At 39.8% G+C, this 24,551-nt stretch carries 19 protein-coding genes; 3 read left to right on the top strand and 16 right to left on the bottom strand.

Features of this window, described 5'->3' with window-relative positions:
• Window positions 1-60 precede the first annotated feature (60 nt).
• From metE to RN80_RS04085, 12 genes are all read right to left on the bottom strand, one after another.
• Window positions 61-2,310, bottom strand: coding sequence for a 5-methyltetrahydropteroyltriglutamate--homocysteine S-methyltransferase (gene metE, locus RN80_RS04140; RefSeq protein ID WP_060627706.1), 2,250 nt, complete (start codon window positions 2,308-2,310; stop codon window positions 61-63).
• Window positions 2,311-2,834: 524 nt separating this feature from the next.
• A complete protein-coding gene (locus RN80_RS04135; RefSeq protein WP_033686503.1) occupies window positions 2,835-3,128 on the bottom strand; it encodes a helix-turn-helix domain-containing protein in 294 nt (97 codons plus the stop codon).
• Window positions 3,129-3,314: 186 nt separating this feature from the next.
• Entirely contained in the window at window positions 3,315-3,680 is a 366-nt protein-coding gene (locus RN80_RS04130) for a TIGR02328 family protein (RefSeq protein ID WP_060627704.1), read from the bottom strand.
• Window positions 3,664-4,068 carry a YbgA family protein gene (locus RN80_RS04125; protein ID WP_060627702.1) on the bottom strand — a complete coding sequence of 135 codons (405 nt, stop codon included), beginning with the start codon at window positions 4,066-4,068 and terminating at the stop codon, window positions 3,664-3,666. Before RN80_RS04125 ends, RN80_RS04130 begins: the two co-directional genes overlap by 17 nt.
• 81 nt (window positions 4,069-4,149) lie before the next feature.
• Window positions 4,150-5,751 carry a type I restriction-modification system subunit M gene (locus tag RN80_RS04120; protein ID WP_060627700.1) on the bottom strand — a complete coding sequence of 534 codons (1,602 nt, stop codon included), beginning with the start codon at window positions 5,749-5,751 and terminating at the stop codon, window positions 4,150-4,152.
• Window positions 5,752-5,780: 29 nt separating this feature from the next.
• Window positions 5,781-6,602, bottom strand: a complete 822-nt coding sequence (locus RN80_RS04115) for a hypothetical protein (RefSeq protein WP_060627698.1) — start codon at window positions 6,600-6,602, stop codon at window positions 5,781-5,783.
• Between the two features lies 1 nt (window position 6,603).
• On the bottom strand, window positions 6,604-6,957 hold the full coding sequence (locus RN80_RS04110; protein WP_253275441.1) for a hypothetical protein: 354 nt from the start codon (window positions 6,955-6,957) through the stop codon (window positions 6,604-6,606).
• Between the two features lie 195 nt (window positions 6,958-7,152).
• On the bottom strand, window positions 7,153-8,370 hold the full coding sequence (locus RN80_RS04105; protein ID WP_060627694.1) for a restriction endonuclease subunit S: 1,218 nt from the start codon (window positions 8,368-8,370) through the stop codon (window positions 7,153-7,155).
• An 11-nt stretch (window positions 8,371-8,381) separates the two neighbouring features.
• A complete protein-coding gene (locus RN80_RS04100; protein WP_060627693.1) occupies window positions 8,382-10,961 on the bottom strand; it encodes an AbiH family protein in 2,580 nt (859 codons plus the stop codon).
• A gap of 137 nt (window positions 10,962-11,098) precedes the next feature.
• Window positions 11,099-11,860, bottom strand: a complete 762-nt coding sequence (locus RN80_RS09960) for a DUF6261 family protein (RefSeq protein ID WP_060627692.1) — start codon at window positions 11,858-11,860, stop codon at window positions 11,099-11,101.
• Window positions 11,861-11,885: 25 nt separating this feature from the next.
• Window positions 11,886-12,101, bottom strand: coding sequence for a hypothetical protein (locus RN80_RS04090; protein ID WP_060627690.1), 216 nt, complete (start codon window positions 12,099-12,101; stop codon window positions 11,886-11,888).
• Window positions 12,102-12,507: 406 nt separating this feature from the next.
• Window positions 12,508-15,501, bottom strand: a complete 2,994-nt coding sequence (locus RN80_RS04085) for a type I restriction endonuclease subunit R (protein ID WP_060627688.1) — start codon at window positions 15,499-15,501, stop codon at window positions 12,508-12,510.
• Window positions 15,502-15,647: 146 nt separating this feature from the next.
• On the opposite strand from RN80_RS04085, the gene RN80_RS04080 reads away from it, so the two are divergent.
• On the top strand, window positions 15,648-16,265 hold the full coding sequence (locus RN80_RS04080; protein ID WP_060627685.1) for a TVP38/TMEM64 family protein: 618 nt from the start codon (window positions 15,648-15,650) through the stop codon (window positions 16,263-16,265).
• Window positions 16,266-16,307: 42 nt separating this feature from the next.
• Here the strand turns inward: RN80_RS04080 and scrK are convergent, their stop codons facing one another.
• Both scrK and RN80_RS04070 read right to left on the bottom strand, forming a co-directional pair.
• Entirely contained in the window at window positions 16,308-17,195 is an 888-nt protein-coding gene (gene scrK, locus RN80_RS04075) for a fructokinase ScrK (RefSeq protein ID WP_060627683.1), read from the bottom strand.
• Window positions 17,196-17,344: 149 nt separating this feature from the next.
• The gene (locus RN80_RS04070) at window positions 17,345-19,228 is read right to left on the bottom strand and encodes a sucrose-specific PTS transporter subunit IIBC (protein ID WP_060627681.1); all 1,884 of its coding nucleotides are present in this window, start codon (window positions 19,226-19,228) and stop codon (window positions 17,345-17,347) included.
• Window positions 19,229-19,609: 381 nt separating this feature from the next.
• Between RN80_RS04070 and RN80_RS04060 the strand changes: the two genes are divergently transcribed.
• Window positions 19,610-21,064 (top strand): sucrose-6-phosphate hydrolase, encoded by a 1,455-nt coding sequence (locus RN80_RS04060; protein ID WP_060627680.1) that lies wholly within the window; start codon window positions 19,610-19,612, stop codon window positions 21,062-21,064.
• Window positions 21,045-22,010, top strand: a complete 966-nt coding sequence (locus tag RN80_RS04055; RefSeq protein WP_060627678.1) for a LacI family DNA-binding transcriptional regulator — start codon at window positions 21,045-21,047, stop codon at window positions 22,008-22,010. Before RN80_RS04060 ends, RN80_RS04055 begins: the two co-directional genes overlap by 20 nt.
• A 36-nt stretch (window positions 22,011-22,046) precedes the next feature.
• Here the strand turns inward: RN80_RS04055 and RN80_RS04050 are convergent, their stop codons facing one another.
• Together RN80_RS04050 and RN80_RS04045 are read right to left on the bottom strand one after the other, a co-directional pair.
• Window positions 22,047-23,321, bottom strand: a complete 1,275-nt coding sequence (locus tag RN80_RS04050; RefSeq protein WP_060627676.1) for a hydroxymethylglutaryl-CoA reductase, degradative — start codon at window positions 23,319-23,321, stop codon at window positions 22,047-22,049.
• Window positions 23,321-24,493 carry a hydroxymethylglutaryl-CoA synthase gene (locus RN80_RS04045; protein ID WP_060627674.1) on the bottom strand — a complete coding sequence of 391 codons (1,173 nt, stop codon included), beginning with the start codon at window positions 24,491-24,493 and terminating at the stop codon, window positions 23,321-23,323. Before RN80_RS04045 ends, RN80_RS04050 begins: the two co-directional genes overlap by 1 nt.
• Window positions 24,494-24,551 lie beyond the last annotated feature (58 nt).

Below are 24,551 nucleotides of genomic sequence, written 5' to 3'. Positions count from 1 at the left end.
CTCTTAGAACCCAAGTGAAACAGGCAGATTGCCAAACAGCGCTTCTTGGGAAATCCTATCTTACAATTTCTCACGCGCAGCTTTAGCTGCTTCAACAAGGCGAATCAAGCTTTCTTTTGTTTCTGGAATACCACGTGTTTTCAAACCACAGTCAGGGTTGATCCAAACTTTCTTGCTTGGCACTTTAGCAAGGATGGCTTCGATTGTGTGGTCGATTTCGCCTTCATTTGGCACACGAGGTGAGTGGATATCGTAAACCCCAGGTCCCACTTCTGTTTGGAAGTTTTTCGCTTTGAGTTCGTCTAAGATTTCAAGGTTTGAACGGCTAGCCTCAAATGAGATAACGTCCGCATCCATGTTGTCGATAGCTGGGATGATATCTGTAAATTCTGAGTAACACATGTGAGTGTGGATTTGTGTGTCTGGCGCTACTGTTGAGTGTACCAAGCGGAAGGCAGGAATTGCCCAGTCAAGGTAGTCTTCGTACCAGTCGCTACGACGGAGCGGCAATTTTTCACGAAGAGCAGCCTCATCGATTTGGATGATTTTCACACCAGCAGCTTCAAGGTCAAGCACTTCATCCTTGATAGCAAGGGCGATTTGAAGAGTAGAATCCTTGATAGAGATGTCTTCACGTGGGAATGACCAGTTGAGGATGGTAACAGGTCCAGTTAACATACCTTTAACAGGTTTATTTGTACGGCTTTGTGCATAGCTAGACCATTTAACAGTGATAGGGTTAAGACGAGTTACATCACCCCAGATGATTGGTGGTTTAACTCCACGCATACCGTATGATTGTACCCAACCATTTTTAGAGAAGAGGTAACCTGACAAGTTTTGACCGAAGTACTCAACCATGTCATTACGCTCGAACTCACCGTGAACAAGGACATCAAAGTCGATATCTTCTTGCCATTTAATCCATTCATCGATCGTTTCAGCAAGGAAAGCGTCGTACTCTTCTTGAGACAATTCACCTTTACGGTAAGCCAAACGTTTAGCACGAACTTCCTTGGTTTGAGGGAATGAACCGATAGTTGTTGTTGGAAGAGCTGGAAGTTTGAAAGCTTCTTCTTGTATAGCTTCGCGTTCTGCAAAGGCTGGCAAACGAGTGTAGTCTGCGTCTGTCAATCCAGCGATACGCGCACGAAGTTCAGCATTTTCTCCCACACGCTCAGTGGCAAAGAGTTCTTTGTTAGCTGCAAGTGCTTCTTCACCTTGACCATTGCGGATAGCATCCAAATCACGAATCTCATCCAGTTTTTCAACTGCAAAGGCAAAGTGGTTCAAGATTGCTGGTTCAAATTCTTCATTAGCAGTTGTAAATGGCACATGAAGAAGTGAGCATGAGCTAGTCAAGACGATGTTTTCAGCTGGAATTTGTTCAAGAACAGCCAAGCTCTTTTCGTAGTTGTTACGCCAGATGTTTTTACCATTGACAATACCTGCATAAAGAGTCTTGTCAGCTGGGAAGCCACCTTTAACCAATTCAAGAGTTTTCTTACCTTCAACGAAATCAAGACCGATAGCATCTACTGGCAAGTTTACAAGGTCAGCGTAAACGTCACGAACGTCTCCGAAGTAAGTTTGAAGCAAGACTTCAAGACCTTTTTTGTCAGCCAAGAGTTTGTTGTATAGGTTCAAGAAGAGAGCTTTTTCTTCAGCTGTCAAATCTTTTACAAGAGCCGCTTCATCCAATTGGATGCGAGTTGCACCAAGTTCAGCCAATTTAGCAAAAACTTCTTGGTAAGCAGCTACAAAGCTGTCTACGAAGTCTTCTGCTTTCACGCCTTCTTCAAAGTCTGACAATTGAAGGAAAGTGAATGGACCTACAAGAACTGGACGAGTGTTCAATCCAAGTTCTTTGGCTTCTTGAAACTCATCAAAAATCTTGTGACCTGCAAGTTTGACTTGAGTTTCTTTTTCAAACTTAGGAACGATGTAGTGGTAGTTGGTGTTGAACCATTTCTTCATTGGAAGGGCGCGAACGTCCCCTTTTTCTCCTTGGTAACCACGACCCAAAGCGAAGTAGCGCTCAAGGTCAGACAAGTCCAAGTTTTGAACTGAAGCAGGTACCACGTTGAAGAGGAAGGCTGCATCTAGGAAGTTGTCATAGTGAGAAAAGTCATTTGATGGGATTTCAGTGATACCTTTTTCTTTGACAATGTTCCAGTGTTTAGCACGCAAGTCTTTTGCGGCTGCAAGGAGTTCTTCTTCTGAGATTTCTTTTCTAAAGTATTTTTCAGTTGTAAATTTTAATTCGCGGAATTCGCCCAAACGAGGGAAACCGATGATTGTAGTTGACATGATGTGTCCTCCAAAATTTGTTGTTGAAACTATCTTAACAGAAAAGGAATCATCTGTATAATTGTAAAAAATTAGGCTTTGATATAGTTTGAAACTATACCTCCGTTTTAGACAAAAGAAAAAGACTTGAAACAAATGCCTCAAATCCTTTGTGTAGCTTGTTTCAAAGCCGTATTCCAGTTAGAATACTCAAACGCGTTATTAGTAATTCTTATAAGCGACTATGGCTTGTTATTAGAAAAGACTATAGGTTGATTTTTCTTTTGTAATTCTGATATTTCCCTGAAAAGTGCGGACGGGAGCAACTTACTTCGTAATTTCATCCCTAATTTTTGAGCCAGAATGTCTCAAAAATTCCGTTCTAGATAATAATAAATTATTATCTAGAATACCACTATAGCGGGAAATATCTGCTAAAAGCTCACTTCGTTCGCACTTGATATAAATAAAGCATAATTTTTCTATATTATACACTTGAGGCACTATAACTGTTAAATTTGTTAAAGTTTTCCAACCCCTTCCTATCAACTTTTCCCCTGTTCAAGTGGGACGACTGCTAGTGTCTTTCCTAAACTGGCTAGGACTTTTAAGACTGTGTCCAACTGAGGGCTAGTCTTACCTGTTTCCATCCTAGCTATAACCGGCTGGCTTACTCCACTGAGTTCTTCTAGCTTTTTCTGACTGATTCCTTGCTCATGTCTAGCCTCAATCAACTCACTCATGATAGCTACTCGCATATCACTTTCAAGTATTTCCTCCTTGGTAAAGAGTTCTGACCGGACATCCTTCCAGTTACTCCCAATAGCACTATTCTTCATCACTTAACCCTCTTTCTTTTAAGTCCTTTAGTTCACGCTTGGTTTTTTTAAAATTATAACTCAAAAGTTATTAAAAGTAAATCTGAACACTCATAAAAAGACGACCTTAGAAAAACTCTAAAGGTCTCATCTTTATTATTCGAAAAAATTACGAGAAGAGGTATAAAGTGCTGGTAATCCTTACGTTTACTCCAGCTCAATTCCCTTCTCTCGAAGATTAGCCAGACACTCCTCATAGTAGGCATCGTCATGTTCGCTGTATATAGGACTAGTCAATTTTTCCTCTGCTAAATCTTCATAAGGAGGGCAGGTCTTACCGCGGTAGTTCTTGTCCAGCCACTCTGGACTAACCTTGTAGCCACGACGAGCCATCTCCTTCATGATCAAATCATGGTAGGCAAATAGCTGGTAAGGCGAGTGAGTAAAGACATAGTCCACCGTCGCATGCTTTCTACCCCAGCCATTGCCACGTAGAGCGCAACACTCTCGATGCTGCCCCAAGAGTTGAGGACGGGGAAGTTGTGAAATCAAAGCCTCATGCCAAAGTCTCATGGGAGTCTCCTTTCAGTAAAGTCGAATGTTGCAAGTATGTATTTGGGTAACGTTCAAGTAAATCTCTCGTCTTAGCAATTAAGTCTTCTTTGGTGGCATGACCAGAGTGATAACGCTCCAGTAAAAACATATAATCCTTGCGTTCATTCTCCGTTGCTTTCTTCTTGAAATATCCCCAAATATGCTGAAAGGCATTGCAAACCTGACCCCTGTGTTCTGGGATTTGACAGGCATGGTCAATCATCTCTTGAACCTGACTCACTTCCACCACTTCTTGCTTGAGATATTGACGAATCTCATTGTAAATATTGCTAGAATGACTCAAAACGAGGTATTTGTTTCTAGCCCAGAGTTGCTGGCACTGGGATTTTTGGTTAGTTTGTTCCATCTTTCTCCTTACTTTCTACTAGTTCCCCGGAAATATGGAAACAAAGTTATATCTTAAAAATGAGCGAATCAATTACTCTCATCACCCTTCAAACTCTTTCAAAAACTTTTTGAGTTCAGCATCGGCTTCTGGTGTGGTTCCGTGTAGTTGACCGAGCATTTCGAGTAGGGAAGCGGTTTGGTTTTGGATTGATTCATTTGTCTCGTTAATCTTGCTAACGATGTCTGTCAGGGGTTCGACTTCTTCTTCCTCAAAGGTATCTACATAGCGAGGGATATTGAGGTTATAGTCATTTTCGACGATTTCTTCATAGCTTGCTAGATGGGCAAACTTGTCAATCTCCTCACGTGACTTGTAGGCTTCCAGAATCTTCTCGATATGAGCATCCGTCATGATATTCTGGTTTTTCCCCTTATCAAACTCCTTAGAGGCATCGATAAAGTAGACATCACGATTGGTACGGTTCTTTTTGAGAATGATAACCGTGGTCGGAATGCTGGTATTAAAGAAGATATTGGCAGGAAGACCGATAACTGTGTCAATAGCCCCTTCTTCTAGCAAAGCCTTGCGAATGGTTCCCTCCGCATTTCCACGGAAAAGAACACCGTGGGGAAGAACGATAGCCATAACACCATTATCCTGCTTGAGATGGTAGTAACCATGCAAAAGAAAGGCAAAATCAGCCTTGGATTGGGGCGCTAGTTTCCCAAAAGGAGAGAAACGAGAATCACCCAAAAATTCAGATCTAGCAGACCACTTGGCAGAGTATGGAGGGTTCATGAGAACCCCGTCAAAGTTTGTCGGTTCTTGAGTAGGCCAATCTTCATCCAAGGTGTCGGCATTGTGGAGAAATTGATTTTCAACAGGAACACCGTGTAAGATCATGTTCATCCGGGCCAAGTTATAGGTCGAGGTATTGAGTTCCTGACCAAAGTAGACCACTGTCTGCGGTTTATGAGAGTATTTCTTGGCATTGAGCAAGAGAGAGCCGGACCCCATGGTCGGATCATAGATGGTAAAACCTAACTGGTCCTCACGACCCAAAAAGGCAATCTGAGTCATGAGCTTAGCAACTGGCTGAGGTGTATAAAACTCACCAGCTTTCTTACCCGAGTCGGTCGCAAACTGACCAATCAGATACTCATAAGCATCCCCCAGCATATCACCCGCATGACTAGCCACATCTAGCTCAGCCAACTCTTTCATAATCGCCGCCACCGTTTGGTTTTGCTTTTGCGGAGTCGCCCCTAGCTTTTTGGAATAGAGGTCAATATCTTCAAAGAGGTTTTCATAGAGTTCATCACTCTGCTCGATATCTCGAAAACCCTGAGCCAAAAATTCTAACTGAAAAGAATTTTCATTGACACGTGCTAGCAGAGCCGTAAATGTCAGGTTAGGCTTGATGATATAGTTAAGCTCATCTTTTATAACAGATACCAGATCTTCATGAGTCTCCGCATCCTCGTAGTAATTGCGATAGACCTCAAGGGCATCCTCAAGACTATCTATCCCCTCTTCCATGGTCTCAGCCACGAAAAAGAGCAACTTGTCTGACAGATACTTATAAAAGACCATGCCCAAAAGATAGGACTTATATTCATTAGCATCCATCTTAGAGCGGAGAACATCCGCTGAATCCCACAGGGCTTGGGAGAGTGACTTGGAAGTTTGTGTTGTTTCCATAATGTTTCTTTCTAAATCATTTTCTTACTTTAATTTAATTTTTTTGCATGGTTAGCTTCCATTTTATGGTGAGTTATTGGATTTGTATATAACCGTCCAAGTGCTAACTTTAATAAACATGTTAATTTTCTATTACTATCAATTATAAAATTTTGATTATCGTCTAACTCAAACTCTTGATTAGGATACTGACTGTACGTTCTCAACAAAGTACTTTTAACGGCTATATCATTCAAATCTATTCCATAATCTTTTAAAACAGCTAACATCTTTAAATTATTGGTTTTTATCTTAAATTCTTTAACAAAACGTACTAGATTAAATTCTTTAAACTCATCAACTTCTGCCTGACTTGCTATACGATAGTAATCATCAAGCCCCTTAAATAAGCTACTAATCGTTCTAAAATTTTTGAAATACAATTTATCATTTCCATCAAAATAGGCATCGTTCTCAGATTTTAGTTCTATACCATTTTCAATAATTGTTCTTTCAGCTCTTCTATGTCTCAATTTCAATATTGACTTATCAACCAGTCTCTTTGATTGTGTAATTTTTTGAAAAACTAACCCATCATTTTTAACTTTACGAAAAATCAAGTCAATTTTTGAGAACTCTGCTTCATTCACATCATTTAAACCCACAGTATTTAAAAATTTATCTTCATATTCTTTGACCATAGACATATGCGAATCATCAATTTCTACATAGAACCATTCATCATGTTCTAATTTTATTTCTGGATCAAATTCTCTACTATTTTCAGGATCAATCTCCGGAGCAACTAATTCTGAAATATCCTCCGAGTTCTCCAATTTTCTATATATTTGACCTACTTTTACTAAAAACATACTATTCCTTCTCCAAAAAAGTAAAATTATTTATTCTAACAAGTCCTTTTATAGTCCCAGTTTCTTTAACATCTTTTTTCTTGCTATAAATAATAAAGACATTGCCGTTTTTATCAGTGACTCTGTAATAACGATATGAGAATAACCATATCAAATTAAAATAATACGATCTCTCCATAAGAATCCACCATATTAGAAAAATGAAAGCTATTACTATAATCTGATATAAGAATGTTAATTCACCTAAACCCAACATAATTACAAAAAGGCCTAAGTAAGTTGGAATGATTTCATTTTCTACTGGTTGTATACTTTCAACTTGAGCAGTATCATTTGCTTCTTTAAATCTTATCAAATACTGTAAAACTCCAAAAGAAAAAGAAAACATTAGAAAAATTAACACTACGATTTTTAGTATACTACATACATAGGAATCATGTGAGGGAAAAATGTCTATAGTAAACAGATACAAGACTAAACCTGGCGAAAAAGAACAAATTGATAAGCAAAACGACAAACATAATCTTTTAAAGTCTTTCATAATAAAATTCTATATAAACATATCCTGCAAGAGTTTCTTTTTCAGAGTCTCAAGCTGAGAAATTTTTTCTTGGTGAGAATTAATGAGGTTATCGAGTGTGAAGAAATAGGCACCGATGGCTTGTTGTTCGGTTACACTCGGAGGTAAAAAGATATTCGTTTCTAATATATTCTTATTGTATAGTCGTTTTATTGTTGTTCCCTCAATTCCAGACCATTTTATTATTCCATAATATTGTTTCAAATATAAATTATCTAATTGCTGATCATGCTTTAACCATACTATATTTGAATCTTGATAATAAGCATCTTCACCGTTGTATACAACAGTTCTTCCAATACTACCAGATGCAGATATAAGGATATCGCCTATTTCAGGATAAGGATATTTTTCTTTATACTCTTCGAATTTTTCTTTGGATATAAAAGCATCAGCAGTCCCTCCAAATGTTCCAACCTTATAGAAAGGAATATCGCCATTTTCACTAGTTTCATCTTTAAAAATACGTTTATTCATAGCAACCGAACCCAAACTACCTAATGTCTTTTCTTTCCAATCGCCTTCAAATCCATCGAATCGAATCTCAGGAACAGTCTGACCAACTTTCGGAAACATCTTGGAGAGCATAGTCGCCTTGAGACATTGGTAGTTGGTCAGATTCTCTTTGTGGCTTGCTATAAGTTCGTCGAGAGTGCGTAAAAGAGAGCCGATGGCGGTTTGTTCTTGGAGTGAAGGAAAGCTCATTTTCATACTTTTCAATACTGTGCTAGATAAATTTCCAATCGCACCATTTCCACCTTGTACAAATTGTAACACTCGTTTATACTCATTTGAACTCATCCAGGCATTTACAAAGTAATTCTGCTCAGTTTTAAAAAGTAGCATGAACCCGCCATGAACAACTATCTCGTTATCTACTAAATTTTCTACTATTGCATGTTTTCCTACTAGTTTTGTGGAGCCATTAGCTGCAGTTACTAAAATATCACCATTACTTATTCTAGGAATGTTTACTACAGCCTTATCAACAAAAACATCATCATCGGATAATATAAAAGTATCATCTACAATATTTGAACTCCTCAAAACTCTAACACCACTACTCCTCACATCACTAGGTTTATATGTTAGCCCCCTTCGGATTTCTACTTGGTCCATTAGCAAAGATTGCTGCCAAGGATTTTCAAAATTATTAAATCTTAACTTAGGTTTGAGTTCTTCTTCCATCTATTCTCCATTCATAAACTATATTCTTCATGTAGTCTAGTCGCAAATTCCTTAATTGCATTATTAAGGCCTTGTCTATATTGTAACTTATTTTTATTCGACTTATGAAAATATTCCTCATAATTTGCTGTTTCTCTTAAGGCTGTTTCTCCGAGCTGTTTCTCTTCTTTTCTTCTAATATCAAAATTTAAAACATAAAAAGTCAAAGCTTGTTTATCAATTGCCCACTCTTTAGCAAAATCACTAATTTCATTTTCAATCTTTTGCGCAACTCTCTCCTTTTGTTTTTCTCCATCATCAGAATGTAGTAAAGTGTTTTCGGACAAGTGATCTAAAAGTACTTTATAATTCTTATTCTCTGTATCATCATCCATAACTTTACCTTCTATTGATTGAGGAGAAGAAACATAACAATCTGTTATATCAACAATTTTCTTCCGATCAATTATAATCTCTGAATCTAATTCACCAGACGATACCTTATCTGTAGATAATTCCTCGTTAGATTGCGTCTCAGAAACTTCCTGCTGTACTTTTTGAAAACTTTGTTCGTTAACCCATAATTTTATGAGTTCAATTTGCTCACCATTATATGTAATTTGTTGCGTACTCGGAATAATATCAAATATTAATTCTCGACTATTATCCAGAACTGATAATTCTATTTCTTCTAGATTTGGTAAAAATCTCGTATTCTTATTTTTATTGTTCTTTTCAAACTTAAATAAAGAAGATAATCTATAAAAACTTGTTTCTTCTTTTAAATCTATTTTTTTATCAGACAAAGATATTTCTAGTAATTTTAGAGTTCTAATATTAGGAGTAAGAGTGATTCCTGGTATGACTGGATTTATATCTACTTCCTGCGCATCAAGAATAAAGGTTGAGACATTCGAAAAGTGTATCTCGTAGCCAAACTCAACATTATTCGGATAATCCATCTCAAAATAACGGCTATCCTGAGAAAAAATCATCAAAGAATGATCTGTTTTAAGATATGAATTTTCTCGAACAATTATTTTTTTTAGAGAATTGCTAGCTCTATTATTAGAAGCAATTATATTGACTATTTGTCCCTCGCTGATATTATTTTTACTAATTTCTAAGTATTCAATATTCTGAAGATAACTAACATCAATAACAATGTTTTCCTCGTTACCATAATAAAAAGTGCAATTGCTGATTTTTAATTTTTCACATTTTTCAGCATTTAAAAAGATACCTAATAACTTCTCAACACTTAACGAGGAATTTGTTATTTCAATAGATTTGCTATTATTTATACATTTAGTAAATTCATCCATATTAAACAACTCATCCAAAACTAAACTATCATTAATATTCCCTTCAACCCCATCAATTATTATACGGAGATTTTCAATATATGTCTCATTTATATCTAAAAAGCTTAAAATTTTTTTTAATGATTCACACTCCAAAATATTCGAAATTTTTAAATAATGAAACTGATTGAATATAAAAAGTTTATTCGTTAAAATGAAATTATCAAAAGGCTTGACAACAGGTAAGGATACATCAAATATTCTTTTCAATAGTTCAACATCAGTATCGTTCAGCTGAATTGAGCTAGAATTATTACCTCCAAATTCTAGATTCGTCTTTTTTACATCAACAAGAATATCATAAAATGGTACTAAAACTATTTTTTCTAAAATATCTGAATTCAATACCTTACTAATCTTCTGTAATTTGATTAAATAGTCATTTCCATAATAAAACAAATAAATTCTTTTTGATTTTTCAAATATTTTATATAAAAATGGTAAATCACTTCCATATATAGAATGTCCAATAATGTATGTATCAACTGAATTTTCCTGATACTCTTTAATTTTCTCTAATAATTGTCTGCGTTTTTCAAATAAATAAGTATCTTTTTTAATTCGGATAAGTTTATCATTATCCATAGATCCCGGAATATTAAAAACGTTAAACTCTTCATTACCAGTGAATCCTCCTCCAAAAATAATATTCTTTTCAGCTAAGGAGCCATGTACTTGAAAATATCTTGAATTTTGATTATTTTCTATTTGAACTAGTTCTATATCAGATAAGGTACTTGTATAATTAAAGTTAATTACATCCGCATCTTTGAATATGTTTTTATAAACTTCATTGACTATCAAACCTTTATTATTATTTTTTCGAATTCTATATGAATTATTCCACTTCTCATAAGAATCAGATAAATAGGAAGAAAACAATTCTTCCAACTCTTTAAGGTATGTATTTATTTCGGTAACACTGTATAGACTTCTAATTCCATCATCATTATTGTAAGTAATTTCATTAATCTCCTTGATATGATTTTCAAAAATAGACTCTAAATCATTCCAGTTCAATGATTTACCATCAAATTTTTGCAAAAACAATTTATTAAAATTATAAATATCTTCATTGGTTTCAAGTCTTTCCTCTACCCTTATATGTTCTACAAAATTATTATATGAGCTTTTTATACCCGCACTAATATCAAAACCATTGCCTACTATTATCATTTTTGAATAACTAGACTCAGCATTAATTGCGTTATTAGTAACTATTCCACTTCGACTAATCCCCTCAGACATCTATATAAACACCTCTCTAATTTTATTGTAAATATTTTTAAAAAAACTTGTCTATACCATTATATCAATTCTTACTGAGTATATAAAGCTTTTATATACAAAATACCCCTTAGAAATTAATTCCTAAGGGGTTGTATTTATCCTGCTACTTGTGTAGTTTCTTCTGATTTCGCTTTCTTATCCTTCTTACTCGAACCACTCAATCGACGTTTACTATCTCGGATTGTATTGAGGTCTTTCAGGAGTTTGGTCAGGTGCTCTTTTTCTGGATAGGCTTCTGCACTGGCTGCGGTGTAACGCATAAAGAGGTCGTAGATGCTGGTTAGTTCGGTACGGACTTGTCTGGTCTTGCCGACTTCCTTGGCAGATTTATGCGCACGCGCCTGACTTTCGACCTTATCATAGTCTTCCTGTGCACTAATCACCGCCGTCAACATAGGTGTCAGTCCTAAACTGGTAACTGCTGTCTGGTAGGGCTCTTCGCTCAGCGTTTTGAGCAGACTCTTGATTTCTGCCGTTTCCACATCATTGCTATGCTTGGTGATATCCTTGTACTTGGCAAAGACTGGCTTCAAGGTCTCATGAGCTTCTTTGAGTTTGGTCTCCTTGATCTTAGCAAAGCCCCTATGAAGGGTAAAGAGACCGACTAGGGCACTATCACGATTTCGATCGACTTCAGTCAGGTTCGTCGCCTCTTTCTTTTCTACGATAGCGAGTTGGCCTTGGAAGTCTGCTAGCTTGCTCTTGAAGGAATCGAGATGTTTGCTATACATAGGCTCGTCCTTATGTGCCTTGGCAAAAACTTCTAGTAGTTGACCCGTATCTACCATGAGACTTTCAAACTCGCAGTTGGTAAAGTTGGTGTAGCTTAGAGGGCGGATAGTGAATGTTTTTGTCATGATGATAACCTTTCTATTTAACGAATCATTTAGTTTTTTCTTTATCAAATAAAGACTGGATTAGTTCTGGAAGATAGACCTGTTTTTGATCTGTTTTTACAATGCTTCCTTGTCTAGGAGGTTGAATCAAAGGTCTGTCCTTAAATACAAGGACTTGAAACAAAACACAGACCAAAAATATGAGCCCCCATAGAGGAAGTTCCGATAGGAAACTCTCCTCATTTTCTTTATCTTTCTTCATCAGATTTCTCCTTTAAGTTGATAAGACAATTCTAACAAATAGCAAAGAACTTAGGACACTCATCCGCTCAACTGTCTACTTTATCATCCCAACAGCACTTTTTTAGTCTATTTCTTACTTTTACAGGATAAATCAGTCATTTCAGAAATAGAAAATCTCTATCTGACTGGAAACATACCCGTCTGTCAGATAGAGACTCTTACTATTTTTAGATTTTAACTTTTCTAACTTTAGAATACATCTAAACTTTAGGAAAAATGGCTATTCGAAAGCTAGAAGACCTCAAAACTTTCTCAGATAGACTTTTCGAAGCTTAGAATACTTATAAATTTATGTATTTCTTATTATTCTCAGCTTAGAATACATCTAAACTTTAGGAAATTTATGTCTTCGTAACTTCGAAGGACTATCTCCCCACTCTGAGTGGCTCAATGACTTCTTCGACAAGTTGCTTACAAGCTTCCTTGATTTGTTTTTTATAGAGGAGGGGATTGAGGGCATCTGCCACTTCTATCTTATAGTCCTGATAGCGCTGGCTCTTGGTCAGCTGGCTCTCTCCCAGTTGTTTCTTGGCTCCCTTGCGGTAGTGCTCGACATAGTAACGGAGTTCATCCTCTCCGACATACCAACGTTTGCTAAAGACATGGATATGTTGCTGGATAACCGCCTCGATCATCTGATCCAAGATATTGGCAATGGACTGACCGCGATAGCTTTCTGGCTTGTCCTGTACTTCCTTCCATAGTTCAGTGATGATCTGGGCAAGATTTGGATTGGTCTTCTCAAGGCTCTCAATATAGCTATCCACTGCCTCTCTATCTTGAGCGCTTAGGTTCTTTTCTTGACTCTGACCTTGCTCGATCAGGTTTTGGATTAAGGTTAGAATATAGGCATAGTTGATCTCATCCACTTGGATAGACTCTAGTTCATAGTGAATATCAAGGGGTTCCCCATCCTCACCACCATCATCTCTTCGGCTTTTTAATTCAGCTAGGATGTTTTGATAGAAGCCAAGATAGGTTTCCAATTCTTCTGCGCTTAGTCCTGTCTGGGCGTAGATTTCTTCTTCATCATACTCTTTATATACGCGGATAGAGGCTAGATATTTATCAAAAACTTGATAGGCCTTGGCGAGCTTTCTCAACTCAGGTGTAGAGATTTGCTCGATTTGGATTCCTTGCTCAGGATCATCGGTAATGAGATTTTGGAAATCACTGCAACTCCGTAAAAAGTTCCTCTTTTCCTCTTCCCAGCTTGGGGCTAGGACCTCGTTTTCACCACCATTTGAGTAGAGCTTGAGGGCATTATCCACTGCTTCCTTAAAGGCTAGAGGCTTTTGGAAGGTGATGATATGACCGTAGGTCTTACTAGAGTCAAAAATACGGTTGGTTCGGCTAAAGGCTTGAATCAGGTCCTGCGGTTGCATGGGCTTGCGGTCAATAAAGAGAGTCGATAGACAAGGGGCATCAAATCCTGTTAAGAGACGATTGACCACTATAACCAAGTCCAACTGTTCATTGCGATAGAGGTATTTGTCCTGTTTTCGAGCTAGACGGTTATTGACATCCGTATTAAAGCCACGAAGATCCGCCATGGTAAAGTGGGTATCAAACTCTTTGTTATAGTCCTCTAAGACCTGCTTCATGTGGTCTTGGTTGGCTCTTGAGTCTTCTTCATTTTCTGTGACCGAGTAGGTGATAGTCGCCTTTGGAAAGTCAGGAAGGACCTGCTTGACCCTTTCCGATACCTTGACCCTCGTCTCCCCAGCCTTGACTCGTTTGAGCAGGTCATAGTAGGCTTGGGCTTGTGGGATAGACTTAACGGTTATGATGGCATTGTAGGTCTTACCAACTCCCTTTTGGAAGCCTAGCTGTTGACGGGATTTATTGATAATGGCATCCAAGACTTCCAGCATATGTTCCTCATCCTCGTAAACGTTATCTGGTAGGTCATTTTCGGATTTATCCGTGATGAGGGTATTGCGATAATCTACCTTAAAGCCTAAAACTGCGCCGTCATGGATAGCTTCCTTAACTGTATACTCATGGAGACGGTCTCCGTACTGTTGCTGGGTGGTCTGAGCTAGGTCACCTACCTGCTGGCGTTTATTTTCCTTAAAGATGGGCGTTCCTGTAAAACCATACCAGAGCGACTGTGGGAAAAAGACTTTAATATCTTTTTGTGTTTGTGGCGTCACAGCACGGTGGCATTCATCCACTACAAAGGCCACTCTAAGGCCCTTGATTTTGTCAGCATCACGCTGGTAAAGTCCTTGCTCAAACTTACGCATCATGGTGATGATTTTCTGGATAGTAGTTACCACCACACGCTTATCATTACTTCCTAAGCGCTTGACCAAATCATGAGTATTATCCGTCTCATCAATATCAATGACATCATTGGTCGCATAAGAGAGAAAAGATGAAGTGGTCTGTTGATCCAAGTCCCTGCGGTCAACGACAAAGATTGTCTTTTGAATAGAAGGGATTTGTAGGAGATTCCGTGCTACCTTATAGGAGGTCAAGGTCTTCCCTGAACCTGTCGTATGCCAGATATAGCCAGACTCCTGACGGCGAGAAGCTTCCTGAACAGCCTCAATAGCATGGATTTGGTAGGGACGCAGAAGGATGAGAGCCTTCTTACTATCATCAAGGACCGAGTATTGCATGACCATCTGATGAGCACGAGGGATAGAAAGGACTTCGTGGGCAAAGCTAGTCAAGTTTGTCACAGGATAATTGTCCTTATCCACCCACTTGGTTAGAAATTGCTTGTTGAGTTTATTTTCTCTAGCTGCCGCGATATAGCGTGTGTATACTTTATTGGTCACAACAAACATCTGTAAGCTAGAGTAGATGCCACGGAACTTGCCTTCCCTATCATACTTTTTGATTTGATGAAAGGCATCTAGAAAAGCAACTCTGGGACTTTTAAGCTCGATTTGAATCATGGGAAGACCATTGATCAAGAGGGTCACATCTAGCCTGCGGTCTTGATCCTGAGGATTTATCTTATCTCTCTCGACTTGGTTGACAACCTCATAACTGGACTTGCCAGCTGCGATACTGTCTCGCCAAATGACAGATAAACGGATAGTCCCCAAACTAGCATCTTCTCTCTGAACCTCAACCTTGGCAATGCCATTTTCGCCGACCAACCACTTGGCTGCATCATAGTAGCTAACAAAGTTCAGTTGATTCTTTATCTGGCGTTTTTCCTGTTCTGTCAGGGGATGATCTGCCAATAGAGCCACATTGTTCTGGGCTAGCTTTTCAAAGAAGTTTTCCCATAATTGCTCTTCAGTTTTAAGGTCATCTCTGTAAGTCCATTGACTTTCCCCAGTCACCAGTTGGCTGATCAGTTGTTTTTCTATTTCCAGTTCTGGTTTTACCTGCATCATACTCTCTCCTTTGCTACATGTCTGCTCCTTTTATTATAGCATGTTTAGACTCAAAGTCCATCACTCTTCCCATAGCAAAAGCAATCTTCCCCCTTTCTCCTCCAAAATATGGTATAGTAGAATTATACTATCTATGAGGAGTTTACATGTCACAGGATAAACAAATGAAAGCTGTATCTCCCCTTCTGCAGCAAGTTATCAATATCTCATCGATTGTTGGTGGGGTTGGGAGTTTGATTTTCTGTATTTGGGCTTATCAAGCTGGGGTTTTACAGTCTAAGGAAACCCTCTCTGCCTTTATCCAGCAGGCAGGTATCTGGGGGCCACCTCTCTTTATCTTTTTACAGATTTTACAGACGGTCGTACCTATCATTCCTGGGGCCTTGACCTCGGTGGCTGGGGTCTTTATTTACGGGCACATCATCGGGACTATCTACAACTATATCGGCATCGTGATTGGCTGTGCCATTATCTTTTATCTGGTGCGCCTCTATGGGGCCGCATTTGTCCAGTCTGTCGTCAGCAAGCGCACCTATGACAAGTATATCGGCTGGCTAGATAAGGGCAATCGTTTTGACCGTTTCTTTATCTTTATGATGATTTGGCCTGTTAGCCCTGCTGACTTTCTCTGTATGCTGGCTGCCTTGACCAAGATGAGCTTCAAGCGCTATATGACCATCATCATTCTGACCAAACCCTTTACCCTCGTGGTTTATACCTACGGTCTGACCTATATTATTGACTTTTTCTGGCAAATGCTTTGACACATAAAAAATCCGTTTGGTTTCCCAAGCGGATTTTGTGGTTTATTTTGAAACTTCTTTTGCAAGGACAAAGTTCCCAAGTGTGGCAGAACCATTCCCTGCGACTGCTGGAGTCACGATATAGTCACGCACATCTGGTACTGGAAGGTAGCCATTGAGAAGAGCTGTAAATTTCTCACGGACACGGTCCAGCATGTGTTGTTGAGCCATGACCCCACCACCAAAGACGATCACATCTGGGCGGAAAGTCACTGTCGCATTGACTGCAGCTTGAGCGATGTAGTAGGCTTGAACATCCCAGACAGAGCTGTTAAGTTCAATGTTTTCACCACGAATACCTGTACGAGCTTCCAAACTTGGTCCAGCCGCAAAGCCTTCCAAGCAGCCTTTGTGGAATGGACAAACACCGTTGAATTCTTTTTCAATATCCATTGGGTGTTTCGCCACATAGTAGTGGCCCATTTCAGGGTGACCCGCACCACCGATAAACTCACCACGTTGGATGACACCTGCACCGATACCTGTACCGATTGTGTAGTAAACCAAGTTTTCGATACGACCGCCAGCATTGTTACGGGCAACCACTTCACCATAGGCAGAGCTGTTTACGTCTGTAGTGAAGTACATTGGTACGTTTAAAGCGCGACGAAGGGCACCAAGCAAGTCCACATTTGCCCAGTTTGGTTTTGGAGTCGTTGTGATAAAGCCATAGGTTTTTGAATTTTTGTCAATATCAATTGGACCAAATGAACCAACTGCAAGACCAGCAAGATTATCGAATTTTGAGAAGAACTTGATGGTTTTATCGATTGTTTCGATTGGAGTTGTTGTTGGAAATTGTGTTTTTTCTACAACGTTAAAGTTTTCATCACCGACAGCACAGACAAACTTTGTACCGCCCGCTTCCAAGCTTCCATATAATTTTGTCATGATAAACCTCTTGTTTTTATTTTCTTTATTATAGCATATTTCGAAAGTCTAAATTTCTCTATTTTTTAGATTTTCCTCTGTAAATCTTACCATTCAAGCAAAAACGAACAAACATGTCATTTGTTCGTTTTCACATTAGAGAGGATTGATTAGATTTTCACTTCGATCACAGCATCCCCCTTCGCAACTGAACCTGTTGCGACTGGAGCTACTGAAGCGTAGTCAGCTGTATTTGTAACGATAACCATTGTTGTATCATCAAGTCCAGCTGCAGCGATTTTATTTGAGTCAAATGTTCCAAGAACATCGCCAGCTTTAACCTTGTCACCTTGAGCAACTTTTGCTTCAAAACCTTCACCGTTCATTGTTACAGTGTCGATACCAACGTGGATCAAGACTTCAGCACCATCAGTTGTTTTCAAACCAAAAGCGTGTCCTGTTGGAAAGGCAATTGAAACTTCAGCATCAGCTGGTGCATATACCACACCTTGGCTTGGTTTCACAGCGATACCTTGCCCCATAGCTCCACTTGAGAAGACTGGGTCATTGACATCAGCAAGAGCGACAACATCACCAACGATAGGAGTTACAAGTGTTTCATTTTGAAGAGATGCTGGCGCAACTTCTTCTTTTGCTTCAGCAACTTCAGCTTGTTTTGCAGATGCAGTTGCCTCTACTTCATCTTCGTAACCAAACATGTAAGTAAGGGCAAAACCAAGGACAAATGATACAGCTACCATAAGAAGATATAGTGGAAGTTGTCCATTACCTGCATAAAGCATTGTACCAGGGATGATAGTGATACCACTACCAGTAGCAGCAAGTCCAAGGATTGAAGCCAATCCACCACCGATTGCACCAGCAATCAATGAAAGGAAGAATGGTTTACGGAAGCGCAAGTTCACCCCGAAGATAGCAGGCTCTGTAATACCTAGGAAGGCAGAAAGAGCAGCTGGGAAAGCAAGTGTTTTCAGTTTTGGATTTTTAGTTTTAACACCAACCGCAACAGTCGCAGCACCTTGAGCTGTCATAGCAGCTGTGATGATCGCGTTAAATGGGTTAGCATGGTCAGCAGCAAGCAATTGAACTTCAAGCAAGTTGAAGATGTGGTGCACACCTGACACGACGATCAATTGGTGAACCCCACCGATCAAGAAACCACCAAGACCAAATGGCAAGCTGAGGATCGCTTTTGTAGCGATAAGGATGTAGTTTTCAACGACGTGGAAGACTGGTCCGATGACAAAGAGTCCAAGGATAGACATAACCAAAAGTGTCACGAATGGCGTTACTAAGAGGTCAATCACATCTGGAACAACCTTGCGGACAGCTTTTTCAAATTTAGCTCCGACAACCCCGATGATGAAGGCTGGAAGAACTGAACCTTGCAAACCAACAACAGGGATGAAACCAAAGAAGTTCATAGCTGTTACTTCACCACCTGAAGCGACTGCCCAAGCGTTTGGAAGTGAGCCAGAAACAAGCATCATACCAAGAACAATACCAACGGCTGGATTTCCACCGAATACACGGAAGGTTGACCACACAACCAAACCTGGCAAGATGATAAAGGCTGTATCTGTCAAGATTTGAGTGTAAGTTGTCACATCAGCTGGAAGTGTCATTCCAAGAGCAGTCAAGAGACCACGCACACCCATGAAGAGACCTGTCGCTACGATAACTGGGATGATTGGAACGAAAACGTCACCGAAAGTACGGATAGCACGTTGGAACCAGTTCCCTTGTTTAGCAGCTTCTGCTTTCATGTCATCTTTAGATGATGTTGGCAAACCAAGTGCAACAACTTCATCGTACATTTTGTTAACTGTACCTGTACCAAAGATGATTTGGTATTGACCTGAGTTAAAGAACGCACCTTGAACTTTTTCCAAGTTCTCAATCACTTCTTTATTGATTTTTCCTTCATCTTTGACCATGACACGAAGACGAGTCGCACAGTGGGCAACACTGTTGACATTTTCACGTCCGCCCAAGGCATCGATGACTTTTTTTGCAATTTCCTGATTGTTCATTTGCAAAAATCTCCTTATATAAAATTTCGTTATTGTTTGAAAGCGATTTTATTCGCCCTTACGACTATTATTTTATCATGTTTTAGAAATATGTCAAGCGTTTTGCAGAAAAAATATTCTATCCACTTAGTAGACACGTTTCAGATTGATTGTTTTTGACTGTTTTAACAGACATCTCTTGAAAAAATAAGTTTGAACCCTTGGTTAAAAAGGCTTTTATTTCATTATCTTTCATATTTTCTTGAAAAGTTGATTGATTTTCTGGTTTTGTTTTGTGATAAACGTTTGACAGTTTTTTCTCTTTTTTAACATAAAAGACTTGCTTTTTTAACCGAAAACGGTTACTATTAAAAGTGATAAGATTTTTGGAGGAATGAATGAATGGAATGGACAACTGAGCATCGTTACAGACTTTATCAAGATTGGACGCAAGAAGAAATTCAACATATAAAGGAAAATATGGCACAATCTCCATGGCATACTCATTACCATGTTGAGCCAAAAACAGGACTTCTAAACGACCCAAATGGCTTTTCTTACTTTGATGGGAAGTGGATTGTTTTTTATCAAAACTTTCCTTTTGGTGCAGCCCACGGTTTGAAATCTTGGGTTCAATTGGAAAGCGAGGACTTGGTTCACTTCACAGAAACTGGTGCCAAAGTTTTGCCTGATACTCCATTAGATAGCCACGGTGCCTACTCTGGTTCTGCCATGCAGTTTGGTGATAACTTGTTCCTATTCTATACAGGAAATGTTCGCGACGAAAACTGGATCCGTCACCCATACCAGATTGGGGCTTTGATGGATAAGGATGGCAATATTACGAAGATTGACAAGATCTTGATTGACCAGCCAGCAGACTCTACAGACCACTTCCGCGATCCGCAAATTTTTAACTTCAAGGGGCAATATTATGCCATCGTCGGTGGACAGGACTTGGAGAAAAAAGGCTTCGTCCGTCTCTACAAAGCTATTGACAATGACTACACAAACTGGCAAGCTGTTGGCGACCTTGACTTTGCTAACGACCGCACTGCCTACATGATGGAATGTCCAAACCTGGTCTTTGTAGGCGAGCAACCTGTCCTTCTCTACTGCCCACAAGGATTGGATAAAGATGTTCTAGACTACGATAATATCTATCCAAATATGTATAAAATTGGGGCTTCCTTTAACCCTGAAAATGCTAAAATGGTAGATGTATCTCAACTTCAAAACATGGACTATGGTTTCGAAGCCTATGCAACTCAAGCCTTCAACGCTCCTGATGGACGTGCTCTAGCTGTTAGCTGGCTTGGCTTGCCTGATGTTTCATATCCATCTGATCGTTTTGACCACCAAGGAACCTTCTCTTTGGTCAAGGAACTGATTATCAAAGACGGCAAACTCTACCAATTCCCAGTCGCAGCTGTCAAGGACCTTCGTGCCTCTGAAGAAGCCTTCTCAAATCGTGTCCAAACTAAGAACACTTACGAACTTGAACTCAGCTTGGAAGCTAATAGCCAGAGCGAGATTGTCTTACTAGCTGATAAAGAAGGCAAAGGACTTTCCATCAACTTTGACCTTGTAAATGGTCAAGTGACAGTGGATCGTAGCCAGGCTGGAGAACAGTATGCCCAAGAATTTGGAACTACTCGTTCTTGCCCTATCGAGAATCAGGCTACTACTGCTACGATTTTCATCGATAACTCTGTCTTTGAAATTTTCATCAATAAAGGAGAAAAAGTATTTTCTGGTCGTGTCTTCCCACATGAGGACCAAAATGGTATCCTGATTAAATCTGGAAACCCAACTGGAACTTACTATGAATTAGATTATGGTCGCAAAACTAACTGATGTCGCCAAACTTGCAGGCGTCAGCCCTACTACCGTTTCTCGGGTTATCAATAAAAAAGGGTATCTATCTGAAAAAACCATTCAAAAGGTAAATGAAGCCATGCGAGAACTGGGCTATAAACCCAACAACCTAGCTCGCAGTCTACAAGGAAAATCAGCTAAGTTAATCGGTTTGATTTTCCCAAATATTTCCAATGTTTTCTATGCAGAATTGATTGATAAGCTGGAACACCAACTCTTTAAAAATGGTTACAAGACCATCATCTGCAACAGCGAACACGACTCTGAGAAGGAACGCGAATACATAGAAATGTTGGAAGCCAATCAGGTAGACGGCATCATTTCTGGTAGTCACAACTTGGGAATCGAAGACTACAATCGCGTGACGGCGCCGATTATTTCCTTTGACCGAAACCTATCGCCAGACATCCCAGTCGTCTCCTCTGACAACTATGCTGGTGGGGTTCTTGCTGCCCAGACCTTGGTTAAGACAGGCGCCCAATCTATCATCATGATTACAGGGAATGACAATTCCAATTCGCCAACTGGACTGCGCCACGCTGGTTTTGCTTCTGTACTCCCCAAAGCTCCTATTATCAATGTTTCCAGTGACTTTTCTCCCGTCAGAAAAGAAATGGAAATCAAGAATATCTTGACTCATCAAAAACCAGATGCCATCTTTGCTTCGGATGATTTGACCGCTATTCTAGTCATTAAAATTGCTCAGGAACTGGGAATTTCTGTACCAGAAGAGCTTAAAATCATCGGCTATGATGGGACCTACTTTATCGAGAATTACTACCCTCAACTGGCTACTATTAAGCAACCTTTGGAAGAGATTGCCTGCCTTACCGTTGACCTCCTCTTGCAAAAAATCGAAGGCAAAGAAGTCGCAACAACTGGTTACTTCTTACCAGTTACTCTATTACCAGGAAAAAGTATTTAAACACAAGAAAACTCAGACCAATTCGTCTGAGTTTTTTTATGATCTTAAGTTTTCTAGATAACGCTGGGCAGTCTCTAAGTTAAAGGTTTTATCTGCGATGAGGCGCTCGACTAGGGGAGCTACCTCGGATTCACTAGCACCTGCGAGAAGTGCCAAGGATTTGGCCTGCAATTTCATATGTCCCTGCTGAATACCCGTACTCACCAAGGCTTTGAGGGCCGCAAAGTTTTGGGCAAGCCCGATAGACACGATAATCTGGGCTAATTCTTTGGCAGAAGGATTTCCCAGTAATTCATGACTGATGGCTACACGAGGGTTGAGACCGATAGAGCCACCCTTGGTCGCTACAGGCATGGGCAGGGTCATCTCACCGACCAATTCTTCTCTTTCAAGGTCCAGTGTCCAGCGACTAAGACCTTGGTAGCGTCCATCTCGACTGGCAAAAGCATGGGCCCCTGCCTCAATGGCACGCCAGTCATTACCAGTGGCTATTAAAATGGCATCTATACCATTAAAAATCCCTTTATTATGAGTAGCAGCTCGGTAAGGATCAGCCTGCGCAAACTGACTAGCCAAGGCTATCTTCTCCGCAATTTCTCGTCCTTGATCCTTTTGGCGGCTCAAGTATCGAAAGGCGATACGACAGCTTGCAGTCACCAGAGAATCGGTCGCGTAATTAGACAGGATTCCCATAAGACTCTGTCCCTGACTGAGTTCTTCTAAGACTGGTTTCAAGGCTTCCAGCATGGTGTTGAGCATATTGGCTCCCATGGCTTCTTGGGTATCAACATGGAGATAAACAACAAGGAAGTCTGTTTCGCCTTTTATCTGTTCTACATGCAAATCACGCGCCCCACCTCCACGTTTAACGATAGAAGGATAGGCTTGATTGGCAAGTTCCAAGAGTTCGGCTTTCTTGCTGGCAATTTTCTCTTGCGCTTGTTCAGGATTAGCAACTTGATAAAGGGCTACCTGCCCAATCATCTGGCGCTCATGAACTTGAGCAGTAAAACCGCCTGCTCGCTTGATGATTTTACTTGCATAGCTGGCCGCAGCAACCACGGACGGTTCTTCTGTCACATAGGGAACTGTGTATTCCTGACCGTTGACGAGGACCTCTGGGACCAGCGAATAAGGTAAAGAAAAAGTTCCCACCACATTCTCACTCAGCTGGTCTGCGACAGTCACGCTAATTTGTTCATCCTGCTCCAGACTGGTTTGTTTTTCAGGACTAAGGAGCGCCTGAGCTTTTAACAGCTCAAGGCGCTCTTGGTATGATTTTTTAGAAAATCCATTCCAACTTATCTTCATTATTTTTCAACCTTGCTATAACGGCGTTGGTGGTCAACAATTTCAACCAAGGCAAAATCTTGATTTTCATAGCCAGCAAACTGGGCAGAATTTGTTTCATCTAAGTCTACTTCCTCAAAGAAGACTTTTTCATAGTCAGCAACAGACAAGGCAGTTCGTTGGTTGAGCTTGTTCAAACGGCCTTTATCCAGATAAGCTTCATATCCTTCAACCAATTCACCACTGAAGAACTCAGCCACAGCACCACTTCCGTAACTATAAAGGGCAATTTTATCCCCAGCCTTCAAGCTATCTGTATTTTCCAAGAGAGACAAAAGTCCAAGGAAGAGGGAACCAGTGTAGATATTCCCCACCTTTTGACTGTAGAGAATAGACTGGTCAAAGTGGTTTTGCAAGAGGTCTTTTTTCTCTTGAGGCAGGCTCTTATCCATGATTTTTTTCAAGCCTTTTAGCGCTAATTTAGGATAAGGCAAGTGGAAGCAAACAGCTGCAAAATCATCCAAAGTAAGCTGGTAGCGTTTTTGGTATTCAAGCCAAGTCGTTTTCAAACTATCCAAATATTGTTGGGTAGAATAGACACCATTTACATAAGGTGTTGTCGAGTAATTTGGACGCCAGAAATCCATGATATCACGGGTCTGAGCCACATTGTCATTATTAAAGGCCATAATGCGTGGATTTTGTGTAATCAACATAGCCACACTTCCAGCACCCTGAGTTGGTTCTCCTGGAGTTTCAATTCCATATTTGGCAATATCACTGGCAATGACCAAGACCTTGGACTCTGGAGAATTTTCCACATGCAATTTGGCATAATGAAGGGCAGCTGTCGCTCCATAGCAAGCTTCTTTAATCTCGAAACTACGAGCAAAGGGCTGGATGCCCAGCAAACCATGCACAAAGACGGCCGCAGCTTTACTTTGGTCAATTCCTGACTCAGTAGCCACAATGACCATATCAATTTCTGATCTTTCTTGCTCAGTTAAAATAGAATCACTTGCACTGGCTGCCAAGGTCACGATATCCTCAGTTAGGGGCGCAATACTCAACTCCTTGAGTAAGAGTCCTTTGCTTAATTTTTCAGGGTCAATTCCCCTCGCTTCTGCTAAGTCTTGTAATTTCAAGACATATTGACTGGTCGCAAAACCAATCTTATCAATACCGATTGTCATATTTACCTCTGTTTTATCATTCATTGTAAAAAATCGTTCTATACTATTTTATCACAAA

The organism is Streptococcus mitis (assembly GCF_001281025.1).
Lineage (GTDB): Bacteria > Bacillota > Bacilli > Lactobacillales > Streptococcaceae > Streptococcus > Streptococcus mitis_AK.
The sequence above is the reverse complement of the archived record's forward strand: the minus strand, read 5'-3'. Positions and strand labels throughout refer to the sequence as shown.